Source organism: Priestia sp. TSO9 (genome assembly GCF_021029645.1).
Classification (GTDB): domain Bacteria; phylum Bacillota; class Bacilli; order Bacillales; family Bacillaceae_H; genus Priestia; species Priestia megaterium_E.
In genome coordinates this window covers 678,672-700,512 of record NZ_JAJEKD010000013.1, presented here as the reverse complement: position 1 = coordinate 700,512, position 21,841 = coordinate 678,672, and the positions used below count along the sequence as shown (strand labels likewise).

General features: G+C 37.1%; 22 protein-coding genes and 1 pseudogene. 7 read left to right on the top strand and 16 right to left on the bottom strand.

The features are described 5' to 3' along the window. Positions 1 to 12 precede the first annotated feature (12 nt). The 4 genes from LJC66_RS11735 to LJC66_RS11720 all read right to left on the bottom strand — a co-directional run bounded on the left by LJC66_RS11735 (position 13) and on the right by LJC66_RS11720 (position 5,035). The gene (locus tag LJC66_RS11735) at positions 13 to 231 is read right to left on the bottom strand and encodes a hypothetical protein (RefSeq protein ID WP_102194846.1); all 219 of its coding nucleotides are present in this window, start codon (positions 229 to 231) and stop codon (positions 13 to 15) included. 173 nt (positions 232 to 404) lie between these two features. Continuing rightward, positions 405 to 1,784 (bottom strand): class II fumarate hydratase, encoded by a 1,380-nt coding sequence (fumC, locus tag LJC66_RS11730; protein ID WP_195693979.1) that lies wholly within the window; start codon positions 1,782 to 1,784, stop codon positions 405 to 407. Positions 1,785 to 2,005: 221 nt separating this feature from the next. After that, complete coding sequence (locus LJC66_RS11725) at positions 2,006 to 4,357, bottom strand: immune inhibitor A domain-containing protein (RefSeq protein WP_230932605.1); 2,352 nt, start codon at positions 4,355 to 4,357, stop codon at positions 2,006 to 2,008. 381 nt (positions 4,358 to 4,738) lie between these two features. Continuing rightward, a complete protein-coding gene (locus tag LJC66_RS11720) occupies positions 4,739 to 5,035 on the bottom strand; it encodes a hypothetical protein (protein WP_013057017.1) in 297 nt (98 codons plus the stop codon). A gap of 233 nt (positions 5,036 to 5,268) precedes the next feature. Between LJC66_RS11720 and LJC66_RS11715 the strand changes: the two genes are divergently transcribed. After that, the gene (locus LJC66_RS11715; RefSeq protein ID WP_028408562.1) at positions 5,269 to 5,862 is read left to right on the top strand and encodes an exonuclease domain-containing protein; all 594 of its coding nucleotides are present in this window, start codon (positions 5,269 to 5,271) and stop codon (positions 5,860 to 5,862) included. 234 nt (positions 5,863 to 6,096) lie between these two features. Here LJC66_RS11715 and LJC66_RS11710 read toward each other — a convergent pair whose 3' ends face one another. The 4 genes and pseudogenes from LJC66_RS11710 to LJC66_RS11695 form a co-directional block, all read right to left on the bottom strand. Then, positions 6,097 to 6,264, bottom strand: coding sequence for a Fur-regulated basic protein FbpA (locus LJC66_RS11710; RefSeq protein WP_081085234.1), 168 nt, complete (start codon positions 6,262 to 6,264; stop codon positions 6,097 to 6,099). Positions 6,265 to 6,490: 226 nt separating this feature from the next. After that, positions 6,491 to 7,984: pseudogene (locus LJC66_RS11705) on the bottom strand (sodium:solute symporter family protein). Further along, positions 7,984 to 8,181 carry a DUF3311 domain-containing protein gene (locus LJC66_RS11700; RefSeq protein ID WP_013083119.1) on the bottom strand — a complete coding sequence of 66 codons (198 nt, stop codon included), beginning with the start codon at positions 8,179 to 8,181 and terminating at the stop codon, positions 7,984 to 7,986. Before LJC66_RS11700 ends, LJC66_RS11705 begins: the two are co-directional and overlap by 1 nt. 292 nt (positions 8,182 to 8,473) lie before the next feature. Beyond that, positions 8,474 to 9,325 (bottom strand): STAS domain-containing protein, encoded by an 852-nt coding sequence (locus LJC66_RS11695; RefSeq protein WP_230932604.1) that lies wholly within the window; start codon positions 9,323 to 9,325, stop codon positions 8,474 to 8,476. Between the two features lie 234 nt (positions 9,326 to 9,559). Between LJC66_RS11695 and LJC66_RS11690 the strand changes: the two genes are divergently transcribed. Beyond that, positions 9,560 to 10,066 (top strand): PCYCGC motif-containing (lipo)protein, encoded by a 507-nt coding sequence (locus LJC66_RS11690; RefSeq protein ID WP_013083117.1) that lies wholly within the window; start codon positions 9,560 to 9,562, stop codon positions 10,064 to 10,066. Between the two features lie 150 nt (positions 10,067 to 10,216). Here the strand turns inward: LJC66_RS11690 and LJC66_RS11685 are convergent, their stop codons facing one another. Together LJC66_RS11685 and LJC66_RS11680 are read right to left on the bottom strand one after the other, a co-directional pair. Then, positions 10,217 to 11,194 carry a ring-cleaving dioxygenase gene (locus LJC66_RS11685; RefSeq protein WP_195693987.1) on the bottom strand — a complete coding sequence of 326 codons (978 nt, stop codon included), beginning with the start codon at positions 11,192 to 11,194 and terminating at the stop codon, positions 10,217 to 10,219. Between the two features lie 246 nt (positions 11,195 to 11,440). Continuing rightward, on the bottom strand, positions 11,441 to 12,001 hold the full coding sequence (locus tag LJC66_RS11680; RefSeq protein WP_098249749.1) for a maltose acetyltransferase domain-containing protein: 561 nt from the start codon (positions 11,999 to 12,001) through the stop codon (positions 11,441 to 11,443). A 235-nt stretch (positions 12,002 to 12,236) separates the two neighbouring features. Here LJC66_RS11680 and LJC66_RS11675 point away from each other — a divergent pair, with 235 nt between their 5' ends. The 3 genes from LJC66_RS11675 (at position 12,237) to LJC66_RS11665 (ending at position 13,489) form a co-directional block, all read left to right on the top strand. Then, positions 12,237 to 12,593 (top strand): hypothetical protein, encoded by a 357-nt coding sequence (locus tag LJC66_RS11675; protein ID WP_057243646.1) that lies wholly within the window; start codon positions 12,237 to 12,239, stop codon positions 12,591 to 12,593. Positions 12,594 to 12,600: 7 nt separating this feature from the next. Further along, a complete protein-coding gene (locus tag LJC66_RS11670; protein ID WP_195693989.1) occupies positions 12,601 to 13,134 on the top strand; it encodes a PIN domain-containing protein in 534 nt (177 codons plus the stop codon). A 127-nt stretch (positions 13,135 to 13,261) separates the two neighbouring features. After that, complete coding sequence (locus tag LJC66_RS11665; RefSeq protein WP_080514729.1) at positions 13,262 to 13,489, top strand: hypothetical protein; 228 nt, start codon at positions 13,262 to 13,264, stop codon at positions 13,487 to 13,489. A 14-nt stretch (positions 13,490 to 13,503) separates the two neighbouring features. On the opposite strand, the gene LJC66_RS11660 is transcribed toward LJC66_RS11665, so the two are convergent. The 3 genes from LJC66_RS11660 to LJC66_RS11650 form a co-directional block, all read right to left on the bottom strand. Further along, complete coding sequence (locus LJC66_RS11660; RefSeq protein WP_195693991.1) at positions 13,504 to 14,397, bottom strand: helix-turn-helix domain-containing protein; 894 nt, start codon at positions 14,395 to 14,397, stop codon at positions 13,504 to 13,506. 145 nt (positions 14,398 to 14,542) lie between these two features. Continuing rightward, positions 14,543 to 15,205 carry a hypothetical protein gene (locus LJC66_RS11655; protein WP_230932603.1) on the bottom strand — a complete coding sequence of 221 codons (663 nt, stop codon included), beginning with the start codon at positions 15,203 to 15,205 and terminating at the stop codon, positions 14,543 to 14,545. Between the two features lie 577 nt (positions 15,206 to 15,782). Further along, entirely contained in the window at positions 15,783 to 16,715 is a 933-nt protein-coding gene (locus LJC66_RS11650; RefSeq protein ID WP_230932602.1) for an alpha/beta hydrolase, read from the bottom strand. A 200-nt stretch (positions 16,716 to 16,915) separates the two neighbouring features. On the opposite strand from LJC66_RS11650, the gene LJC66_RS11645 reads away from it, so the two are divergent. Further along, positions 16,916 to 17,191, top strand: coding sequence for a hypothetical protein (locus LJC66_RS11645; protein ID WP_025752355.1), 276 nt, complete (start codon positions 16,916 to 16,918; stop codon positions 17,189 to 17,191). A gap of 33 nt (positions 17,192 to 17,224) precedes the next feature. Here the strand turns inward: LJC66_RS11645 and LJC66_RS11640 are convergent, their stop codons facing one another. The 3 genes from LJC66_RS11640 to LJC66_RS11630 form a co-directional block, all read right to left on the bottom strand. Beyond that, positions 17,225 to 18,073, bottom strand: a complete 849-nt coding sequence (locus tag LJC66_RS11640; protein WP_230932601.1) for a YihY/virulence factor BrkB family protein — start codon at positions 18,071 to 18,073, stop codon at positions 17,225 to 17,227. Between the two features lie 188 nt (positions 18,074 to 18,261). Further along, positions 18,262 to 18,465, bottom strand: coding sequence for an alpha/beta-type small acid-soluble spore protein (locus LJC66_RS11635; RefSeq protein WP_230932600.1), 204 nt, complete (start codon positions 18,463 to 18,465; stop codon positions 18,262 to 18,264). Between the two features lie 126 nt (positions 18,466 to 18,591). Further along, entirely contained in the window at positions 18,592 to 19,452 is an 861-nt protein-coding gene (locus LJC66_RS11630; protein WP_195694002.1) for a dimethylarginine dimethylaminohydrolase family protein, read from the bottom strand. A 207-nt stretch (positions 19,453 to 19,659) separates the two neighbouring features. Here LJC66_RS11630 and LJC66_RS11625 point away from each other — a divergent pair, with 207 nt between their 5' ends. Beyond that, positions 19,660 to 21,831 (top strand): MMPL family transporter, encoded by a 2,172-nt coding sequence (locus tag LJC66_RS11625; protein WP_230932599.1) that lies wholly within the window; start codon positions 19,660 to 19,662, stop codon positions 21,829 to 21,831. Positions 21,832 to 21,841 lie beyond the last annotated feature (10 nt).

The following is a 21,841-nucleotide window of genomic DNA, read 5'->3' as shown; positions in this document are numbered from 1 at the left end:
ACGACGAATCTCTCAAAACCCCTGTTTTTCCGGATCTTGATATTCTTTTATAACGATGTGTAAAACGTTGCTCATTTGAATCGCTAAATAAGCTTCGTGTTTTTTGTCATAATAACGATACCATCCTTGCGTATGAATAATAGATTCCTCAAGCTTTTTTACATTTTCTGATTCAACCAATGTACTGATTGATTTTTCATTTCCAAAATAAAACTTCACTTCGTACGTCACGTGAATCCCTCCTTTATAAAAATGTAAATACCCTAATCGTATGTACTTGAATCTAGTATAAAGTAGTGTAAAATTTCTTTTAATCCGCAGTTTCTTTTTATATGTTTATTTAGAACAATGTTTATTTTATTAAAACAAGCAGCCAAGCAGCTCAGAATGCTTGGCTGCTTGTTTTATTTTGATGGATGAATCATATTAGCTGGATTTACCCATTGCTCAAATTGTTCTTCTGTCAGAAGGCCCGTTTTGAACGCTGCTTCTTTTAATGTCGTTCCTTCCTGATGAGCCAGCTTGGCGATTTTAGCCGCATTTTCATACCCTATGTGCGGATTTAACGCTGTTACAAGCATAAGAGAATTTTCTAGATTATGCTGAATTTTTTCTTTGTTGGGTTCAATTCCTACTGCGCATTTATCGTTAAAAGCCTGCATGGAATCTGTCAGCAATCTGACTGATTGTAAAAAATTATAGATAATAACCGGCTTAAATACATTCAATTCAAAGTTTCCTTGACTAGCCGCAATGCCAATTGTCACGTCATTCCCAAGCACTTGTGCAGAAACCATTGTTAGAGCTTCACTTTGAGTTGGATTTACTTTTCCAGGCATAATAGAACTTCCTGGTTCGTTAGCAGGAATCGTAATTTCGCCTAATCCGCTCCGAGGACCGCTTGCCAGCCAGCGTACGTCATTGGCGATTTTCATTAAGTCAGCTGCTAAGGCTTTGAGTGCACCGTGAGCATAAACCACTTGATCGTGACTTGTTAATGCATGAAATTTATTAGCTGCTGAGATAAATGTTTTTCCAAGCGTGCTGCTGATTTCTTTCGCTACTTCATCGCCGAAGTCAGGATGTGCATTTATTCCCGTCCCAACAGCTGTACCGCCAATAGCTAGCTCCTTCATATACTCTACGCTTTGTTTAATCATTTCTTCATTCTTTTCGAGCATATGATGCCATCCGCTAATTTCTTGTCCTAGTGTTAGCGGTGTAGCATCTTGTAAATGGGTTCTTCCTATTTTAATAATATCTTTAAACTGCTCTTGCTTCGCAGCGAACGTTTCTTTTAATGTTTTTAGAGCAGGCAATAATTGATCTTCGACTTCTAGTACAGCTGCAATATGAAGAGCTGTAGGAAAAGTATCGTTAGAGCTTTGTGACATATTGACATCATCATTTGGATGGAGCGTTTCGTCGCCATTTATTAGCTGGTTTCCCCGGTGAGAAATCACTTCATTTACATTCATGTTTGATTGCGTTCCGCTTCCTGTCTGCCATACCACTAAAGGAAAATGTTCATTCCATTTCCCTTCAATAATTTCGTTAGCAGCTTGTACGATGGCTTCCGATTTCCCTGCTGATAGTTTGCCTAGTTTATGATTACTAATAGCCGCACTTTTCTTCAAAACCGCAAAAGCGCGTATTACTTCAATCGGCATTTTTTCAATCCCTATTGGAAAATTTTCTTTACTTCTTTGCGTTTGCGCTCCCCATAGTTTATCTTCTGCCACTTTGATTTCTCCAATTGAATCTCTTTCGATACGATAGCTCATAGTTAGAACTCCTTTTCAATATTTTCTTTACCTATTAGTATTGATTATATGGATGAATTTCATGACATAATAACAATTATTCACTGTTGAAAATTCCCTTTATTTTATTTTTTAAACGGGCTTATCGTTTTTGATTATTTAGCTCATAGTTTATTTTGAATTTATGATACAAAAAAAGATCCGAAGAATACGCTCTTCAGATCTTTTTAATACATCCAATTTTACTTATGAATCCATACAGCACCAGCTGAATTGTCTTTCGCTTCACCAATTACGTCTAACTTTAATCCGTTTTGAGGAAGCAAGCGGCCTGCATCTTTAATTCTTTCATCTAAATACGATTTTTTGTCGTTAAAGCTTGTAACGCCATTTGATTCTTTAGATGAAATCGTTCCCCACGTTTTATGAGAATATGACCAAGCAGGTGATTTATCAAATGAGAACGCCGCGTCTGCAATTTGATATCGGCTTGAATTTGCTGTCGTGCTAATCCCATTTACATTAAAGTAAAGAACTTTATGAGCATGGGAATCAACTACGCCAAGGAATCCTTCACCTGGGTGCTGTCCTACCCAGTTATCAAGGTAGCTTTCATCTGCGTACCAAAGCAGCATGCCTGTATTATATTTTGCACCTCGCGCGAATTGAAGTGCTTTATCGCTGCCTGCATAGTTTCTCCACTCAAGGTAATAATAGTTGTCTTTATAGCTGATGCCGTTTGTCTTTTCAAATCCATCTAACGTTACTTTTGGCGCTCCTTCAGCATCGTCCGTAAATACCGTTTTTCCATCTACTACTAAACTGGCATTATCAAGAGCAAATCCTTGAAGGGCAAGTCCACCGTCCGTTACGTATTCAAATTGAAGCTTAATTTTTTTACCTTTAAACTGCGTTAAGTCATAGCTTTTATCTTCCCATTTTCCGCCGGAAGTTTCAGCAGAACCGTCTGCATTGTTCGCTTTATCACCAATTGTATCTAACAGAACTTTTGAGCCGTCAGGAAGAATTGCATTTACATATAAGTAATCGTATTCTGCCTCTACTTCATAGAACGCTTTGTAATTGAATTTAGCTGTTTTTGCTGCTGTTAAATCAAACTCTGGCGTCGTCATTGTCGTATGCAGATCGTCTCCGCGTTTACTGTAGTAGTAGTTGCTTCCAAACTCAGGCTTAATCCCTTGAACAGCTTTTTTAGGTAAATTAATCTTTACAATACCCGGGCGTTTAGATTTTGTCACGCTTTGATCAACCACGCTCACAGAGCCCGATTTTGTAATGTTTTTGCTGTCGATTTGTTTAATATTTGCCCAGTTTCCACCCATATTTGCTTGGAAAAACTCTTTATTTTGCGGGGAGAAACTTGTCGGTTCTGTTCCAGCTACTTCACCAGCCCAGCTCCCTCCGCTCATAATTGACCAAACGCCTACCGGCTCACCTTGACCCGTATACTGTGTATCATACTCATCCGGCAAACCTAAATCATGGCCAAATTCATGAGCAAAAACGCCAACTGCTCCGTCTTCTGGTTCAATTGTATAATCATAAGCAGCCATGTTTGTTCCAGGAACTTTATACACTTGGCCCAAAGTAGAGCGATGAGACCAGATAGCATCGTTTCCTAATTTCCCTCCACCTGCTTCTTGCCCAGTTCCAGCATGAATGACCATTAAGTGGTCCACTATGCCGTCAGGCTCATTGCGGTTGCCGTCTCCATCGATATCATATTGATCGAACTGATCATAATCTGAAAGATTAATTCCGCTTTTTGCTGCTGCAGCAAGCGCTTCTTTTACAAGATTACGAGGCCCTTTAGATCCAGGCGCATTATCGTTTCCTCCCGCTGGATTGTCTGCTCCGTATTCTTTTGCGTTTCCAGGTACAGTTAACCAGTCAGAAACCGTTCCATCTACTGTGTAACTACCTCCAGACTGTTCTTCATAATATTGTTTAAATGTTTTAATTTTCTTACCGTTAAATAACGTAAAGTCTTTCTTTCCAAACATTAATTGCTGATAGTGATTTCGATTAAAATCTTTTGCATACATGTAACCAGGTTCTTGAACGACATTGTTATGCTTAAAGTCTGCGTATTCGACTAAAAGAACAAGAACTTTATCTTTTCTCACTTGTCCGTTATATTTGACCTGAGCTGCAGGTTTAACGTTTACCCCGTTCCCCGAATTGTTTCCTTGAGACTTAATATTAGCAAATTCGCCTCGTTGAAACTTTTCTTTTTGTTTTGTTTGCATTTCTTTCGCTTTCAAATCAATTTTGCTAGCTTTATGTCCCTTCATGCTCTCTTTATGTGCATCTTTTTTGTTTATGTAAGAAGTAACGGCTTTCTTCACTTCTTGCGGTGTTGCACTTTGAGAAATAACTCCTTGGTTTTTCAGTGCGTTAGCCAATCTTTCTTCCGGTACTGTATTCATATCAATTGGTGAACTCGGAAGTTCTTCCGATTGTGCGGTTTTAGCTGAAGCAGTACTTCCATTCATAAGTACTGGCCCGACTCCGCTTAATGTAACAGTTGTGGCAAGAAAAGATGTCCCCAAAATCTTTTTCCAGCTTTTCAAGTAAACCCCTCCATTTTAGAATTTTCAAACTATTAGCAAGATTTATTTTATATTCTAAAACTAGGAAGGTCAACTACATTTTACTATATTATTAAAATTTTTTAATTCTAGTAGATAATGTAAAATAGTTTTATAGTATGTAACTAGTTTTCTTTGCCTGACAATTAAAATGTCTGATAAACCCTTCTTACGTATGCAAATTCCATGCCAAATCGATAACCAAAACTTAAAATATATGAAGCGTATTTTTTTAGGAAATTAGAACCATCTTTTTCGTATTACTATTATATAAAAACAAAAAATTCCCTATTATGGATACAGAAAGATAAAAAAATCACTTCTCAATAGACGAGAAGTGATAATTTCTGTATGCAAGTAAATTTAAGAATGTTCTTTTTGACGCTGCAGCAAGATATGATAGAGCGACATGCTCCAAATAGACATATTGCGCGCTGCGATTTCATAAGGTTTTTCATCAATTTTAAACAAGAAATCCCCTTCATAACTCACGGATTTCCCTTGCTTTTCTAGCTCTTGTTTAACAGCTTCAATCCATTCTACTGCATTCGTATAATGTTTGTTCAAACGAACTTTAATAGTTTGATTCCTGTAATGAATAAAAGATGTAATTCCCCAAAAAATTAAGACAAGAAAAAGTACCATATACAGCAATTGCATGATAGCGATCCCCTTCTTCCTTCATTTCATTATTTTCAATGAAGACTTAATTTAGATGAGTAAATATTACTATTCTCCTTTGCTATCGTCATCTCCTTTAAAAAAGTAAATTCCTTTTCCGCGTGGGCATATAAAATAAATCTCTGTACGTGCTCCCTCATCTTTTTTACTAACGTTTTCTTTTAAAAAATGATAAGCTAATAGAATGATAAATAGAAAGGGAGGGCGACGAGTTGTCAACTGAACAAGTGAAATTAGCAGCCGTTTTAGATGTTGAAACAACGGGATTAAGTGCGCAAACATGCGATATTATCGAACTAGCAATTGCTGTTGTTTCTTATGATTCTTCTACCGGAGAAATAATCGACATTGTAGAAGAATATGAAGAATTTAATATGCCTTCAACTCCCATTTTCCCGTATATTACAAACTTAACGGGAATTACAAATGAGATGGTCAAAAATAAAACATTAGACGATAAAAAAGTGGAATCGCTGTTAACTAGCGTTTCGGCTATCATCGCTCATAATGCTTCTTTCGATCGCAGTTTTCTTTTAAAACGGTATCCATCTTTATTTAACCAAAAATGGCACTGCTCTATGCGTGCTGTCAAATGGAAAGAATACGGCTTTCCTAATAAAAAACTAACAACGCTTCTTGATCATCATAATATCGAGAGAGAGCACGCTCACAGAGCTATGGATGATGTGAAAGGAACCATTGACTTGCTAAGACAGCAAAATCCTAGCGGAGATCCCTATTTTTCTGAAGTATTAAAAAAAGCAATGAGCAAACCTAAAAAAACAGCGGCTTCCACTCGTTTTTAACTCAACAAAAAAAGCGCAGAAGCTGCGCTTTTTTTGTTTTTATTCGCATATTTCTTAAGTGTTGAGTTATATGTTTGAGGAGTATGATTGGAAACAGCGAGGCTGTAAACGCACCGGAAGAAAAAGAAAAGTGCCTGCTTTCAAGCAAAAAGCCGCGGAGGAACAAACTGAACAGCAGGTGTTTACACATATATACGAAATCAGCTGAATTTCTAATAATCTGGGAGATTTTAATTATATTTCTCTTACCTTTTGGTTTTGAAGATCGTGATGCGTTTGTTCTAGTTCACTTAAATTCAATTCGTACAAATGTCTCCCGTCTTCTGCTTTAAAGTAACCCGATTCAATAATTTGATTCATTAAAAGATCTTTCTTTTGCTCAAATGCTTTTTCAGATGTCATGTTATCATCTCCTTTTTTAGGTGAATATCTTTCATAGAAAAGACGTACACCGCTTGTGGCATACGTCTTGTTGCTTTTCACACTCGTTACCTATGTTTAAAAACAACGCAATCGTTACATTTTATCGAGAAGGCTGCTTATGTCTTGCAGCCATATTGAACATTTTGGTGATGCACTACTTTTATACCCTTCATGATGTTCTTAAAACGCAATTGGAAAAAGATTTTCACAAAATTTGTTTTCCATCTACTGCCCCGCTTTCAAAATGCGGCTGTGCGGCGATTTTTTTCGTTGCTAAACTGACCACCATTAATACAACTAAATTAATAAATAAAGAAATAACGCCGACATTTGTATCTTTAATGATTTGTGGCAACGCAGGAAACAACGTGCCAAGCGTTGTTTCAGTAAGCGTTATATACATCACAGACGCAATGCCGGCAACAATACCTGCACATGCCCCGTATTTAGTCACGATATTGTTTTTCATTAAACTAAAAATAAAAGCAGGAAACAGCTGCGTCACAATGCTGTAGCCCATTAGTAAAAGCGTTACAATCGTATTCCCTCCATGAAGTGTAAAATAGACTGAAACAAGCGCAATGACCGGTACGAAGCATTTAGCCAGTATCGAAATTTGTTTGCCCGTCGCTGAAGGAACAAGAATGCCATAAACGTTTTTAGACAGTGACGTAGAAGCTGCCATCAAAAGCATCGATCCAGGCACAAGTGCTGTTAATAAACCAGCTGCGCCAATAAAGCCGACCATCCACGGATCAAATGTTTGAATGGAAAGACGAAGCAGTGACAAGTCTGCTTCTGCGCCTTGTAGTCCAGGTACCTGCATAAGAGCAGTAAACCCTACAAAAAAGACAAAAAGCAGCATTAACGTATAAATAGGACTTATAATAGAATTCTTTCGAAATACATTCTCGTTTTCAGCTGAATACGTTGCATTAAACGTATGCGGCCACATGTAAAATCCTAATACGGTCAGCATGACTGTAGAAATAAACCACGAAATACTTAGACCTGTCTTGGGAAGAGTGAGAAACGTTGGATTTGCTTGATGCACAGCCTCAAACATTGGCTGTAAGCCTCCGTATTAATGAAACGGCATATATATTCCTAAAAATAAGACAACAATAAAAATCATGATATCTTTGACAATAGCCGTCCACGCGGAACCATGTATGCCTGATATCATTAAGTAAACCGTTAATGATATGGCACCAATCCAAATGGCTGCGGTTGAAGAGATAGACCCATAAGAAGCTTCAGATACAATAATACCTAAGCCTTTGAATTGTAAAATAATATAAGGAACAATTGCCAGCACCCCTGCACATGAAACAACGATGCCAAGAAACGGGCTGTTGTATTTTGAAACAAAAAAATCCGGCTGAGACATGAGCTTATGCTGCTTCGCATACCGCCATATTTGCGGGCCGATCCAATACCCTAACACGTATGCCAAAGAAATATAAGCTAAAATATAAAACGCTGGCCCTCCTTTTCCATATGCCCAAGCGCTTCCACCTAGAAACGTAAAAGTAGTATAGATTTCGCCCGCCATCAAAAAGAAGACAAAAACAGTTCCAAAACCTCTGCCACCTACGCTCCACTGTTCTAAATCCATTTTTTTGCCCCGCGTAGCTCGAATTCCAAGATAAATAGCTAAAAGTAAAAAACCAAAAATAATAATCAGAGCGGTATTCATTATTTATCTCCTCCTTTAACAGCAGGATCGAGCTTGTACACAATACCCATAATAAAAGACGTAAGGATTACCCACATAACAATCCAAAAGAGAAAAAAAGGCATCCCTAAAATAAACGGCGTTACTTTGTTAACAAAAGGCAATAAACCTAATATTCCTACAAACGGAAGCAGGCAAAGAAGATAAATTATTTTCATAGAGCTCCTCCTTAATCACACGGCTTATCAGTACTTATCTAAGACTTTAACTATCTCATTATGTACTTCTCTTATTCTTCTCTTTACACCTCCATTCTTGAGCTAAACGAGACGTTTGGCATAGAAAACCGCCGTTTATTTGTTCCTTAGTATCTTCCATTTGTCACCATGTGAAAAGGAGTTTGTAAGGCATGCTTACAAGATTTTGAATGCAGAAGAATGTAGACAAACAAAAAGAAACGAAACTGAGAGCAAAAGTTTCAGTTCCGTTTCTTTTTAGCATTTCTATACTTTATTCTTCTTTTTTCTTTACACCAAGCGAAGAAAGAGCTTGGTGTAAATGTCCAAACGTTTCAATTTTATTAAAACTAATTCCTACATTAACAGCCGTCTGAGCCATGTCAGGACTCACTCCTGACATAATCGCATGGATGCCTAGCAGCTGCAAAATGTTAATCAAATCAAAAAATTTGTGAGCAACATACGTATCTACATAATTTACACCGGATAAGTCAATGACTAGATGTCTTATATGTTTTTCTGCACATCTTTTTGGAACAACCTCGATAATAGAATCACCTTTGATTTCATCAATAAGCCCTACTAAAGGCAAGACCGCGATGTGATCTACAAGTGGAATGACAGGAAAACTCGTTTCGTCAATTAGCTCTTGCTGAAGACTTATTTTTTGCCTTGTGATTTTATAGTACTGTTCGGAAAATTCATTAATGAGTTTATCAAATGTTGTATGATAAACTTCGCTCCAAGAGAGTATATCTTCTTTTGTGATAGATGAATGTATCAGACTATATGTTTTGACATACGTCCAAATAATTTTTCTTGTTTTGCTTAGCGCTTCTACTACCTCGTAAATCGGCGTATCAAATTTAATTCTGCTGTTTACTACTTCCGTCGTCCATTTCACCATACGTTGTTTGAAAATCTCTTGATCGTCAAGAAAGCCGCTCGCAATTGTTTCGATCGTATAAAGATGCTGCTCGCGCAGCTTTTTCTCAACTGAAGCGTCTGCGTCCTTTGAGTAAATCGATCCTTTAATATTACTTCTTTGGCGCAGCCATTCTTCACTGATAGAGGCTGAATTCTCTAAAATATATTCAAAAAGACGTTGATTTTGTTCACTCACTACTGTTTAACCTCCGTTCACTTTCTCCTTCTGTCCAATTACTTACAAAACGCACCTTATGATAAATTCATGCTTCATATTTTTTCCTCGTCCATCTCTATCATACACGATAACCGCTCTGCATACTTATAGAGAATTAGATATAAACAAGCAGGTATTGGATTATCTACATAGATAAACTGCCGTGTATGATGCAACTATCATTTATTTTCACATGAAAGGATGTTAATTGTATTGAAAAAATCAATTATTTTGTTGGGGATTCTCGCTACAAGTATTGGATTATCCGCTTGTTCAAACAATACAACAACTTCTTCTGCCACAAACTCTTCTGCACATTCAGGTCATGAACATCACAAAGCTGCAGTTGCTGATATTCGCGAAGAGACTCCAGGAGCAGATGTTTTGCCACAGTTTTTGAAGAACCAGCCTAAAGATATGAAACTAGTTTATCTATCCGTTGCTAAAAATCGTGAACTACTTGAAAAAATCCCTTGCTACTGCGGATGTGGCATGGAAGCAAATCACAAAAACAGCTATGACTGCTTTATTTTTAAAAACAAAAGAAATGGAGCAGTTGTCTGGGATGATCATGGAACAAAATGCGGATTGTGTATAGAAATTGCAGCTAAAGCTATGCTCGACTATAACCGAGGCAAATCAATAAAAGATATTCGCAAAGACATCGATGAAAAATATAAAGAAGGCTATGCACAACCCACTCCTACTCCTTCCTTGTAAGACATTGGCAGTTTTTAAGCAAACATTCGCGATAGGTATATATAAAAGTAGAAGGTACCAAAAACACGTTCTTTTTTAGCGTTTTGAAAGCTGATTCATCTTTGAAACAGCAAAAAACACTCAAATAGCTATTTGAGTGTTTTTTGTGTACTATTCTTTCACAAACTCTTTTGTACTTCTTACTGTATCAATCGGACGCACGAGCTTCTCAATTTCTGCACGTTTTGGCTCTAAAAAAGGAGGAAGTGATAATTTTTCTCCGAGCGTTTCGTAAGGTTCATCTCCCATAAATCCTGGTCCATCTGTCGCAAATTCAAATAAAATTTGCGGAGCCACTCTTGCATACAACGACTCAAAGAAGTGACGATTCACATAACCAGACGTATGGAAACCGAAGCTTGACATTCGATTAATCCACTCTTCAAGAGCCTGTCTATTTTCTACGCGAAAAGCAACGTGATGAACAGTTCCAAAACCTTGCTGAGCCTGCGGAAGTTTTTCATTGTGTTCTACTACTACTTGCGCACCGTTTCCTCCTTCTCCTACTTCGAATAGGTGAAGATCTCCTTCTTGACCAATCTCTTTAAATAAAAGGACTTTTTCCATCATTTCTTTAAAGTAATTAAACTCGGCAATACGAATAAAGATAGGACCAAGTCCCGTAATAGCGTATTGAAGAGGGACAGGGCCTTTTTGCCAAGGAGTGCCTGATTCAACTCCTTGATTTCCTTCATCGGAAATTAACTGATACTGCTGATCATCAAAATCAACAAACGAAAGCGTCTTTTTCCCAAATAGCTCTTGAATCCCCGTATGATTTACTTCTAAGCGTTCAAAGCGCTTTACCCAATAGTCTAAAGCCGCATCATTTGGAACACGGAAAGATGTTTTCGAAATTTCATTTGTTCCGTGAAAACCTTTTGGAATACCTGGAAAATCAAAAAAAGTCATGTCCGTTCCGGCGCTGCCTTTATCATCTGCAAAAAACAAATGGTACGTTTGAATATCATCTTGATTGACCGTTTTTTTAACTAAGCGCATGCCTAACACATAGGTGAAAAATTCATAATTCTTTTCTGCACTGCTTGTAATGGCCGTTACGTGGTGTATTCCTTTTAAGTGATTCATTCTACATTCCTCCGGATAAATCGTCTAGTTTATCATTTATTATTTATCTTTAATTTGAATATCTTTAATTAAAGATAATATACCATGATTAATTTTCCTTTGTCAATAAAGTATGGATGATCTCGGAAGGAAATATATATATTTTTACATTTAACCAAAACATTATAAATGAGGACGAGCCAAATCGGCAATAAAACATCATATAAACAAAGAGCTTTTACAATTCAAGAGCTCTTTGTTTATTCTTTAATTTTCAATATGCTTGATTATAACTGCAGGATTGCCTCCCACTACCACGTTATCAGGAACATTTTTTGTCACAACGGCACCCGAAGCAATTACGGCATTGTTGCCTATTTTCACTCCAGGATTAATAACGGCTCTTCCCCCAATCCAGACGTTATTTCCTATTTCTACGCGTTTGCCAAACTCAGCTCCTGAAATTCTTTCAAGAGCATGCAAAGGATGAGTTGCTGTATAGATATGTACACCTGGTGCAAGAAAACAATTATCTCCTATTCTTATTTCACATACATCTAAAAGTACGCAATCAAAGTTAGCATAAAAATTTTCTCCAACATGAATGTTAGAACCGTAGTCACAGCGGAAAGTAGGCTCTATGCAAAGAGAATTTCCCGTAGATCCAAACAGTTCTTTTAATAAGTTTGTACGTCTTTCTTCTTCCCTTTCTGTTGTTTGGTTATAAAGCCTTGTTAATCTTCGAGCGTTTTCACGTTCTTTTATTAATTGCGGATCAGCAGAAAGATATAATTCTCCATCCAGCATTTTTTGTTTTTCTGTTTTCATTTTGCATCCCCTTTTTTGTAGTTCCTTCTCTAACCGATACTGATTTATTCTCTTACACGATATCATGTTTTTAAACCTTTGTCCGGTATTCGCTGAGATTATCACCCACCAGGCAAACATTAGTTAATTTAATAACTCCCGGAAGCTAATTTTTCAATGTTTTTATATAAAAGGAATAGTAAGAGAAAACTTCATCACATATACTATATAAATTTATATAAAAGGCAGGGATATCATGAAAGCACAGCGCTTAGTAGATGACCAAAAAGGAACATACAGCAAGGAAGTTCAAAAGCACTTCAACCTAAAAATAAATGGAAAAATTTATACACAACCCTCGCCGCAATCACCTTCCTCACCCCCTATGCAGAAGAAAAATCTTAAATACAAACCTCAAAATAAAGTTCTACGCACGTACGATAAAAAAGATAAAACATTAAATGACACACAAGAAAAGCTCATAAAATCTGCAAAAACTAGATTAACTAAATATGAAAAGCTTCTATTAAGCAATCAGCTTTCAGAATCTGCCGCTCTTTACTCACCTTTTGGGTTAGAAGAGCTGGTACGAATGGCTAGTAGAGAGGAGTGAACGATTTGTGTTGGATGAAAAAGTAATTATTGATACAAACATTTGGGCTTCACATGCGCTTAATTATCCAGAAGTTGTGGAATATATTAATGAACTTATTTCAAATAACGCGGAATTTTTAATGCCTACCGTTGTAGAAATGGAACTTCTGTCGCATTGGGAAGTAGAAACAAACCCTCAAGTCAAAGCAGTAAAAAATCATTATATTTACGATATGACAGATAAGATTGTGGACGTTACAAGTGAAATTGCACAGCTAGCAGCTCAAATTCGTAGAAAAGCTAAAATAGAATCCAATAAAAAAATTAAAGGACCAGATGCGATGATTGCCGCATCTGCTTTTATACATAATGCAAAACTGATTTCCAACAATAATAAAGATTTTGCTTGGATGACACTTAATTTCAGCTACCGAGGTCAACCATTATCTTATGTAAACCCTATTAAAGATACGATTGCTTACGCTTCTTTTATTAAAAGCTTTGAACATCCCACCCTTCCCGATGCTGATAACTTACAAGAAAACGAGAAGGAAAGCTAATTTGTTTTTATTTTTAAAATACTCCTTGTCTCCCGCCTTTTTCAAATTAAAAGTTTGATGAGTACATACTCCAATTCTTTCTGTAATGAATACAGTAAAAAGCATAAAAACTTAGGCGGTGAAAAGAGTGAATTATCAATATTACCCGGAACAACCTTTAGAAGAGTATCAATATGGCTATGATTATTATTCAAATCCCCAAGAAGCTGACGAAAGATTCCCTTATGGTTATTATCCATATCCTCGCCCTCGGCCATTTTATCCTTACCCTTATCCTCGTCCTATTTATTACCACCCCCCTTACTTTTACCCTCGCCCTCGGCCATTTTACCCACACCCAGTGTATTGGAGATAAAAAAAGAAGAGCGATCAGCTCTTCTTTTTTGTTTCTTGATATTTAGACATCTCTTCTTGAATAATGGTCACAAACGCTTCATTCTGCTCAATTTTAAAAACGGTAATAGCTTTTTCTAGGTAGGCTATTCCTTCTTTAAGCTCATCAAGCTGACAGAGTGCTTCTCCAATTTGATAGTGCAGTTCTCCTAATAAATAAAGCGTCTCATGCTGAATACACAGCTCTAGTCCTGCTTGTGCATATTTAACCGACTTTTCATAACGTTCCATTTGCAAAAGCGCACGCGATAATCCATATAAAATTCGAATTTTAACAAGAGGATCTTTTAACTTAGGAAGCAAAGCAATATGCTGCAATCCTTCCATGAACGTACTGAACGCTTTTTTTAAATGACCTTCTTCTTCATAAATAATGGCAATACTATTTAAAATAGCAATCTCTTTTTCTGAATAAAACTGTTCACTCGTACGCGTGAACGCAATAGCTTTTTCCAATTTACGAAGCGCTTGTTCAAATTTATTTCCAATATAATAATCACATATGGCTTCGTGCCATAGGAAAAATTGTGCATGAAAAGGATCTTGAAACATAGGATTATCTTTTTCTTTGTTCACCATATGTAACACGGTTTCATAATCGCGTTTTCGTATATAATGCCTAATGGTCGATTTAATTTCTTTTGAATAATCGTTGGGCGTTAGCTCTCCTGCTTCAAAGAAATAATTCATCGGAACCCCTAAGCGTTTCGATAAATGATAGAGAACTTCACTGCTTGCATGAATTTCACCTTGTTCAAATCGATGTAGCTCTTCTTCAGTACAAATTCCTTCTGATAACTCGACAGTTGTCATTTCCGCAATCTTTCGCAGATCTTGAATCAGCTGACCTACTTGTTTTTTATCATTCAAAAAATCACCTTACTTAATGTCGTCAATAAACTCTGTGAAAACAACGTTCCATTATGTTTTTATAAGTCTATTGTACCATTTAGATAGTTTTTTTATCAATAGTATTAAGAAAAATATCCCAAGCAAAATTCTTCTAGTTATAGTATTATTTCAAACAATCTCCCGCTTCTTCTTTTGAAATATATCCTTCTTGCACTCCATATAACACTTGATCACATCGCCATAAAGTAGAACTATATCCATCGTTTTCTTTCATTTCTTGATTAATTTGTTGCTTTGTTTCGTCTGTGAAACTGTCTTCTTGTTGTTGACGAACCTCTTCTTCGTATTGATCTGGAGCAGAAATATCTTCATTTACTTCAGGTTCTTCATATTGATCAGCATGAGATAATTCTTCATCATTTGTTGGCTGCTGTTGATTTTGTGCTACTTGAGCTTGTTGCTTCTTTTGTTCTTCTGCTTGTTGCGCTGCGATACGCTGTTGTTCAGCAATCTTTTGTTGTCTTTGTTGCTCAGCTACTTCCGCTTGTCGTTTAGCTTCCGCTTCCTCTCTCGCCTTTTGCTCTGCTAATTCTTTAGCTTTTTTTTCTTTTTCAACTTTTACACTATACGCACGTAAATCTTTCTGTTCGTTTTGAATTTGCTGAGACTCGGACTTTTTATCTAAATCTTTGCCTTCAGACTTCTTTTTAGGTTCTTCAGCTACACTTTTCTTCTCTAGTAAATCATTTTCCTTCTCATCACTGTCACAAGCACCCATAGTCAAACTCAATGACAACAAAGCAGTACCAATTAGCAGCTTTTTCACAGAATTCTCCCCTTTTGTTTAATTGAAGCCACAACCAGTAGTACCTTAAATTTCTTTTTATATAGTGTTACTTTAAACTGATAAACTAAGTTGGCTGATTACTTTTTCTACGTTCATAATTAGTTGGTCGGGTCTGCAACTATTGTTCATTACGCTATGGCATATTTCAGGAAGCTCAAGCTTAACCCCTACAATTGCTCTGTCACAGTACTCAGCCCTTCAACGAGTAAATAATATCATGAAATAGGTTATTTTTGTTATTTTTTCAATTATATTTCTTTTTTATTTTCCAATAAATTTCCGTTAAAATCGCTAATATTGCCCATATCTTCTTCTCTATAATCCATTATCGTACTTTCCATAACCTCAAGAATTTCTTTTCTTCTTTTTCAGTTTGTTCTAGCATGGATAAAGTACTTAAGTTAGCTGACGTTTTGAATGTTAAAATGGATGAATTATACGAGAAAATTGAAAAGTAAAAAAGCCCAATCCAATTAAGGAAAGAACTTTTTAACTTTTACTATATTTTTAGTATTTTTTTAATTAGATATTTTATGACACTATATATCTTTGCGCCTTAAATAGAATCAAATACTTGACGCAGTTGAGCTGCGCTTTTATTGATCGCCTGCTGAGCGAGCGGGACAAATTCATGAAACCCTAAAAACCCGTGAATCATTGTTTCGTAATTTTCATAGGTGACAGGGACACCGTGATTTTTTAATGCGTCTGCGTAGTCTTTTCCGCTATCTCTTAGAGGATCATACTGTGCTGTAATGATGGTAGCGCTTGGTAGACTCGATAAATCTTCTAGTAATACCGGAGCGTTATAGGGATGCTGTTCTTCTTCTTTATTATTTAAGTACTGAAGGCGAAACCAATCCATAAGATCTTTTGAAAGAAGATATCCTTCGGCGTTTTCTTTCATAGAGGCAGGGTGCTGATTTTTAAATCCTACAGACGGATAAATAAGCAGCTGATGAACAATGGATGGACCTTGTCTTTGTTTTGCTAAAATGCTTACAACCGCAGCAAGGTTGCCACCGGCACTGTCGCCCCCGACGGCAATTTTGTTTGAATCGATATTTAATTGAGACGCGTGAGCTGAAATCCACTCCAAGGCGTCATAGGCATCGTTTATTGCAGCCGGAAATTTACTTTCAGGAGCAAGACGGTAATCAACAGACACTACAATACAGTTTGTTTCATTTGCATACGACCTGCATATGGAGTCATGAGTATCCAGGCTTCCTAATACCCAGCCTCCTCCGTGATAATAAACAAGAGCGGGAAATGGCCCTGTTCCTTCAGGTTCATACACTCGTAGAGTGAGCGTACGTTCATTTAATTGGATTTCTTCATTATATACTTTTTTAACTGCTTCTTTAGAAGGAGTTAAAGACATCTTTTCCATTTCCCTCAGCTGCGGGGGTGTAACGTCCTCTAAAGAAGGACGGGGCATTTCATTATATTGATTTAGAAATATTTGAATATGCGGATCTAACGGCATTCTTCTTCTCTCTCCTTTCAAGGTAACTCTATATGTAATGATGAATGAAATTTCAGAAAAAATCCAATATATTGTCTTCTCGGCAGGCTTTTGTTTGTTTTGATTAAAAATGGGTATAACAATTAAATAAAGAGGATGATATTCGTATATATTTTATTCTCACCTATATAGATATAAATACGTACAAAGGAGGCACACCGATGATTATTGTTTATATAAGCTTAGCTGTTGTTTTGGCATCACTTGCGTACCTTATTTACGCAGGCGTATCATTTAATAAAAAAATCAAGCCAACTGTGAACTCTGTAAATGCCACTTCTCAACATCTTCAAAACGAAACTGATCATATCAAAGAAAAAACAAATCATTTAAAAGTAACACAAGCAGCGATTAAAACCGATGTACAGTACAAAAAAGATTCGGTCAAATATACAGCCAACTCATTTAAACAGCTTGTGAATAGCTTTAAACGTTAAAAAAGGAAACCTCTATAAAGGTTTCCTTTTTTATTACATCGCCTGAGACGTATCTTTAGGAGGCGCAGCCGTTTTGTTTCGGTGATAAATAGCGTTAATCTCTCCTCCAATAACGAGAATTAACCCCGTTAAAAATAGCCAAAGCATCAGAACAATCACGCCTCCTAAGCTTCCATAAGTAGCAGAATAATTGCCAAAGTTGCTTACGTAAAATGAGAACCCTAAAGATGTCAGCTGCCATAACAGCGTAGCAGCGAGCGCTCCGGGCCATACATGAGCAAAAGGAAACGTTTTGTTTGGCGCTAATCTGTATAATACGGATAAAACAAGTACCATAATGCCGACACCGATAATCCAGCGCAGAATATTTAAAACCACTGTTGTACCGGAAGGAAGAGAAAACCATTCGCTTACCCAATTTAACAAAACCCCTCCGAACACTGGCAAAAGAAGCGATACAATAATTGTTACAATTAATCCAATTGTTAAAAGAATGGACAGACCTCTTACTTTAATAAACGAGCGCTGTTCTTTCACATCGTAGGCTTGGTTCATTGCACGGATAAAGGCGTTCATCCCGTTTGAAGCAGACCAAATAGTTCCTAAAATCCCTACAGTCAGTAGCCCGCCGTTTGGTTGGCTTACAAATTGAGCTACGTTATCTTTAAAGATTGCAGCCGTTTCTCCCGGCATAACGCTTTGAAGGACATCGATTGCCTCTTCCGGTTTAATAGATAGATACGGAACAATGGATATCAGTAAAATAAGCATAGGGAATAATGATAGCATATAATAATAGGCTTGCTCAGCCGCTAGTCCCGTTGCTTGGTCTTCTTGAATTTCTTTACCAAGACTTTTTCCAAATGATAATAGCTTTTTCATGATAAACCTCTACTTTCTCTTTTTTTGTCCTTTTCCCATTTTATGCACTTTTCAACCTTGAAAGTGGAGAATTTTAAGCGAAATCTCAAATCAAACGACCAAGAGAAAGTAAAATGATGTTTCCTACACAAAAAAGTTCCAGCTCAAAAGAGCCAGAACTTTTCATCAGCGTGTTTATGTAGAGCAGACTAGCGAATGTGTCCTTGTGCACCACTTAATTGCTGATGCGCCATTGCAACAAGGTGCTTCGTCATTTCTCCACCAACAGAACCATTTGCACGAGCCGTTTGCTCAGCGCCAAGCTGAACGTTAAGTCTTCCCGCAATTTCCGTTTTTAACTGATCAAGAAGCTGTTCAGCACCTTGAACTAAAATAGGATTACGATTTGCCATGTTTATCACTCCTTTCCTTCAACAGCTTATATAGGTTAATGTTCCTTTCACTTGAAATTTTATACAACATCCTTCAAAAAAAGATCCCTGGCTATCGCCGAGATCTTTTTTTCTTTTCAAGCTTTTTTACACTCGTTCAAGAGGCATTGTGCAGCAGCGGAAAGAACCGCCGGACTTAATAATTTCAGATATATCAACTTCAATCACTTTATAGCCTCGTTTCCTTAACTCTTCATTCACTTCTGTATTCATTGGCAGGCTGATCACCCGCTGATTACCGATGGATAATACATTGGTTCCCATCGTAAACTGCTCTTCTTTTGTTACTTCAATTAAGTCATATTTCATGCGAAGTAAATTTAATTCTTTCTCATGTAAAGCTGGTGAAAATACGAGCGCTTCTGTGGGTGATAAAATATTTAACACACAATCAAGATGAAGATAAGACCGATCAATAGGAATCGGAACAACCTCATACGCTGGAAGCAACTCTTGGATATGCTCCACGCCTTCTTTACTTGTACGGTCGCTGAGCGCAATAAAAATAGCTTGTCCATCAATCAGCACATCTCCACCTTCAATGGGATGGTCCGGTACCTGATGGAAAGGAATACCTTGCTGCTGCAGCCACTCTGCTAGCACTTGTTCTTCTCCACTTCGAATCTCGCTTCCCATTTTCGTGACAATAACGGTATCTCCCAGCGTATAGCCAATATCCCGCGTAAATACTTGTTCTGGAAACGGCTCTTGAGCAGATAGCCCGATGACTTCCACTCCTTCTTTTTGAAGGCATTCGACAAATTGACGGTGCTGCTTTGAAGCCAAGCTCTCATCAATGTTTTCGTCCGCATAATGCTTTTGTGTTTCATTAATAATTTCTTCAATTTTCATATATGTAGGTGGGCAAACAATCACACGTTTTAATGTATCATACTCATTTTTACACCCATAACTATTCGTCATTTTAGCTGGCTGTTTCATTTGCATCTTTTTAAATCCCCCTTCGTGCATTTATGTACAGTGTTCCCTAAATCTCCTGAAACATAAACACGATTTTACTGAGGAAACACCTCTGTGCATCTATCTAAAAAGCTTTTTCAGGCAAGAAAAACAAAAAAACACAATACTTCTTCTAATTACAATAACTGTTAGTATAAAATAGTCTAGTAACTGTACAAAAAATGGGAGGTTAATATGAATAAAGTAGCGAACGCATTATATGCGGGCAGAAAATTTTTATTAATACTGTGGATCATTCTAATTGTCGGATTTGGCTTTTATGCGGCTAAGCTTCCTTCTGTGCTGGGAGGAAACGGATTTGAAATGAACGGAATGTATAAAGATACCGAGCAGCTTTTAGTTGATAAATTTGATGTTAGCGAAGCTCAGATCATCGTTTTATTTGAAAAAAAAGACGGAGTTTCTGACTCGAAATTCCAGCAAACAATCGCTCAGTATATGCAAAAAGCAGAGGACAAATCAGACGCGTCGAAAGTTGACATACCAACGGCTTCTAACAAGATGATAAAAGGAAGCACAGCGTATGGAATTATCCACTTTAATCACGATGATGGAACGATGGACAAACGAGTGGAAAAGATCAGAACTCTTTCAGCTGAAGAAAAAGAAATGAGTGTAAAATTAACCGGTGGTCCTATTATTGAAAAAGATATGAATACAGCAAGCCAAGCAGATTTAGCAAAAGCAGAAGCCATCGGTATTCCTGTTGCTTTAGTTGTGCTTCTTCTAGCTTTTGGCGGCGTGGTAGCCGCTGCAATCCCTCTTATGATAGGAATTGTAACCGTCGTTACCACCATGGGTGTTGTCTATTTCTTTCATCCGTACACAGAGCTGTCCATCTTTATTTTAAATGTGATTCCAATGATTGGATTAGCTCTTAGTATTGACTTTGCCCTTTTATTTATTAATCGCTTTAAAGAAGAAATTCAAACAAAATCGGTAGAACAAGCAATCAAAATTACCATTCAAACAGCGGGACGCTCGGTCATCTTCTCAGGATTATGCGTATTTATTGGATTAGCGGGAATGCTGTTTATTCAAGTGGATATTTTTCAAAACGTCGCTCTTGGAGGAATGGCTGTTGTTTTTATTGCTGTGTTTTCAGCTCTTACGCTCCTTCCTTCCATACTGGCTATATTAGGTACACGCATTAATCGTTTACGCATCTTAAAAGTCAGTGAAAAAGGCGGTCAGTCTAGGTGGCGTTCATTCGCTACATTTGTCATGAAAAAGCCTGTAACTATGACAATTGTTTCTCTTATCATTCTGTTAGTAGCACTTATTCCCGTTCGAGACATGCATCTAGAAATACCGTCTTCAGAAGCGCTGCCAACAAAATACGAGTCTCGTCAAGCTTTTGACACGTATAACGATACGTTTATAAATAAAAACACGGCAGACGTTTATTTTGTGCTAGAAGCTAAGCAAGATATGCTGAATGAAAAGCCTTTAACAAATGCCTTTACTTTTATAAAACAATTAAAAGAAGATTCGTTAGTTAAGCAAGTCGATTCTATTTCTACCGCTTTAAACGTAAAATCGAGTGATCAGCTTCAAGCTATGCTGGAAAACCCGCAGATAAGTGCGCAGGCAAAGCCAGCTGTAGATTCGTTCATTAACGGACATTATATGCTTATAAAAGCTACGCTAGATACAGACCAAAATTCAGATGAAGCAAAAGATTTTGTTCGAAAATGGAAAGACAAACGTTCACTTTTCACCGTTCATATTGGCGGCTATCCAAAATTTGAACAAGAAATATTCGATGAAATTTATGAAAAAGCTCCATATGGTTTGGCTCTTGTTTTATTTTCAACGTATGTCATTTTAATGATTGCTTTTCGTTCTGTCCTCATTCCTTTAAAGGCTATCATTATGAATATTTTAAGCTTAACAGCTACGTTTGGTTTACTTGTATGGCTGTTTCAAAATGGACATTTAGGTCTTACCGAGTCTAATATTGCTTTAGTGCTGCCAGTCTTTGTTTTCGGCCTTGTATTTGGGCTCAGCATGGATTACGAAGTCTTTTTAATTTCGCGCATTCACGAAGTGTATCATCAAACCCGTGATAATAATGTGGCAACGGTAGAAGGATTAGCTTCCACTAGTAAAATCATCACAAGCGCTGCTTTAATCATGATTGTGATTACAGGGGCCTTCGCTTTTACAGATGTAACGCCTGTTAAACAAATGGGTGTAGGAATTGCTTTAGCTATATTTATCGATGCAACGATTGTCAGAATGCTTCTTGTCCCTTCTCTAATGAAATTGCTTGGAGATGCCAACTGGTGGTTTTTCACTAAAAAACGCGATAAGTCCAGTTCCAACGAACAGTTAAAATCATAATAAAAAAACC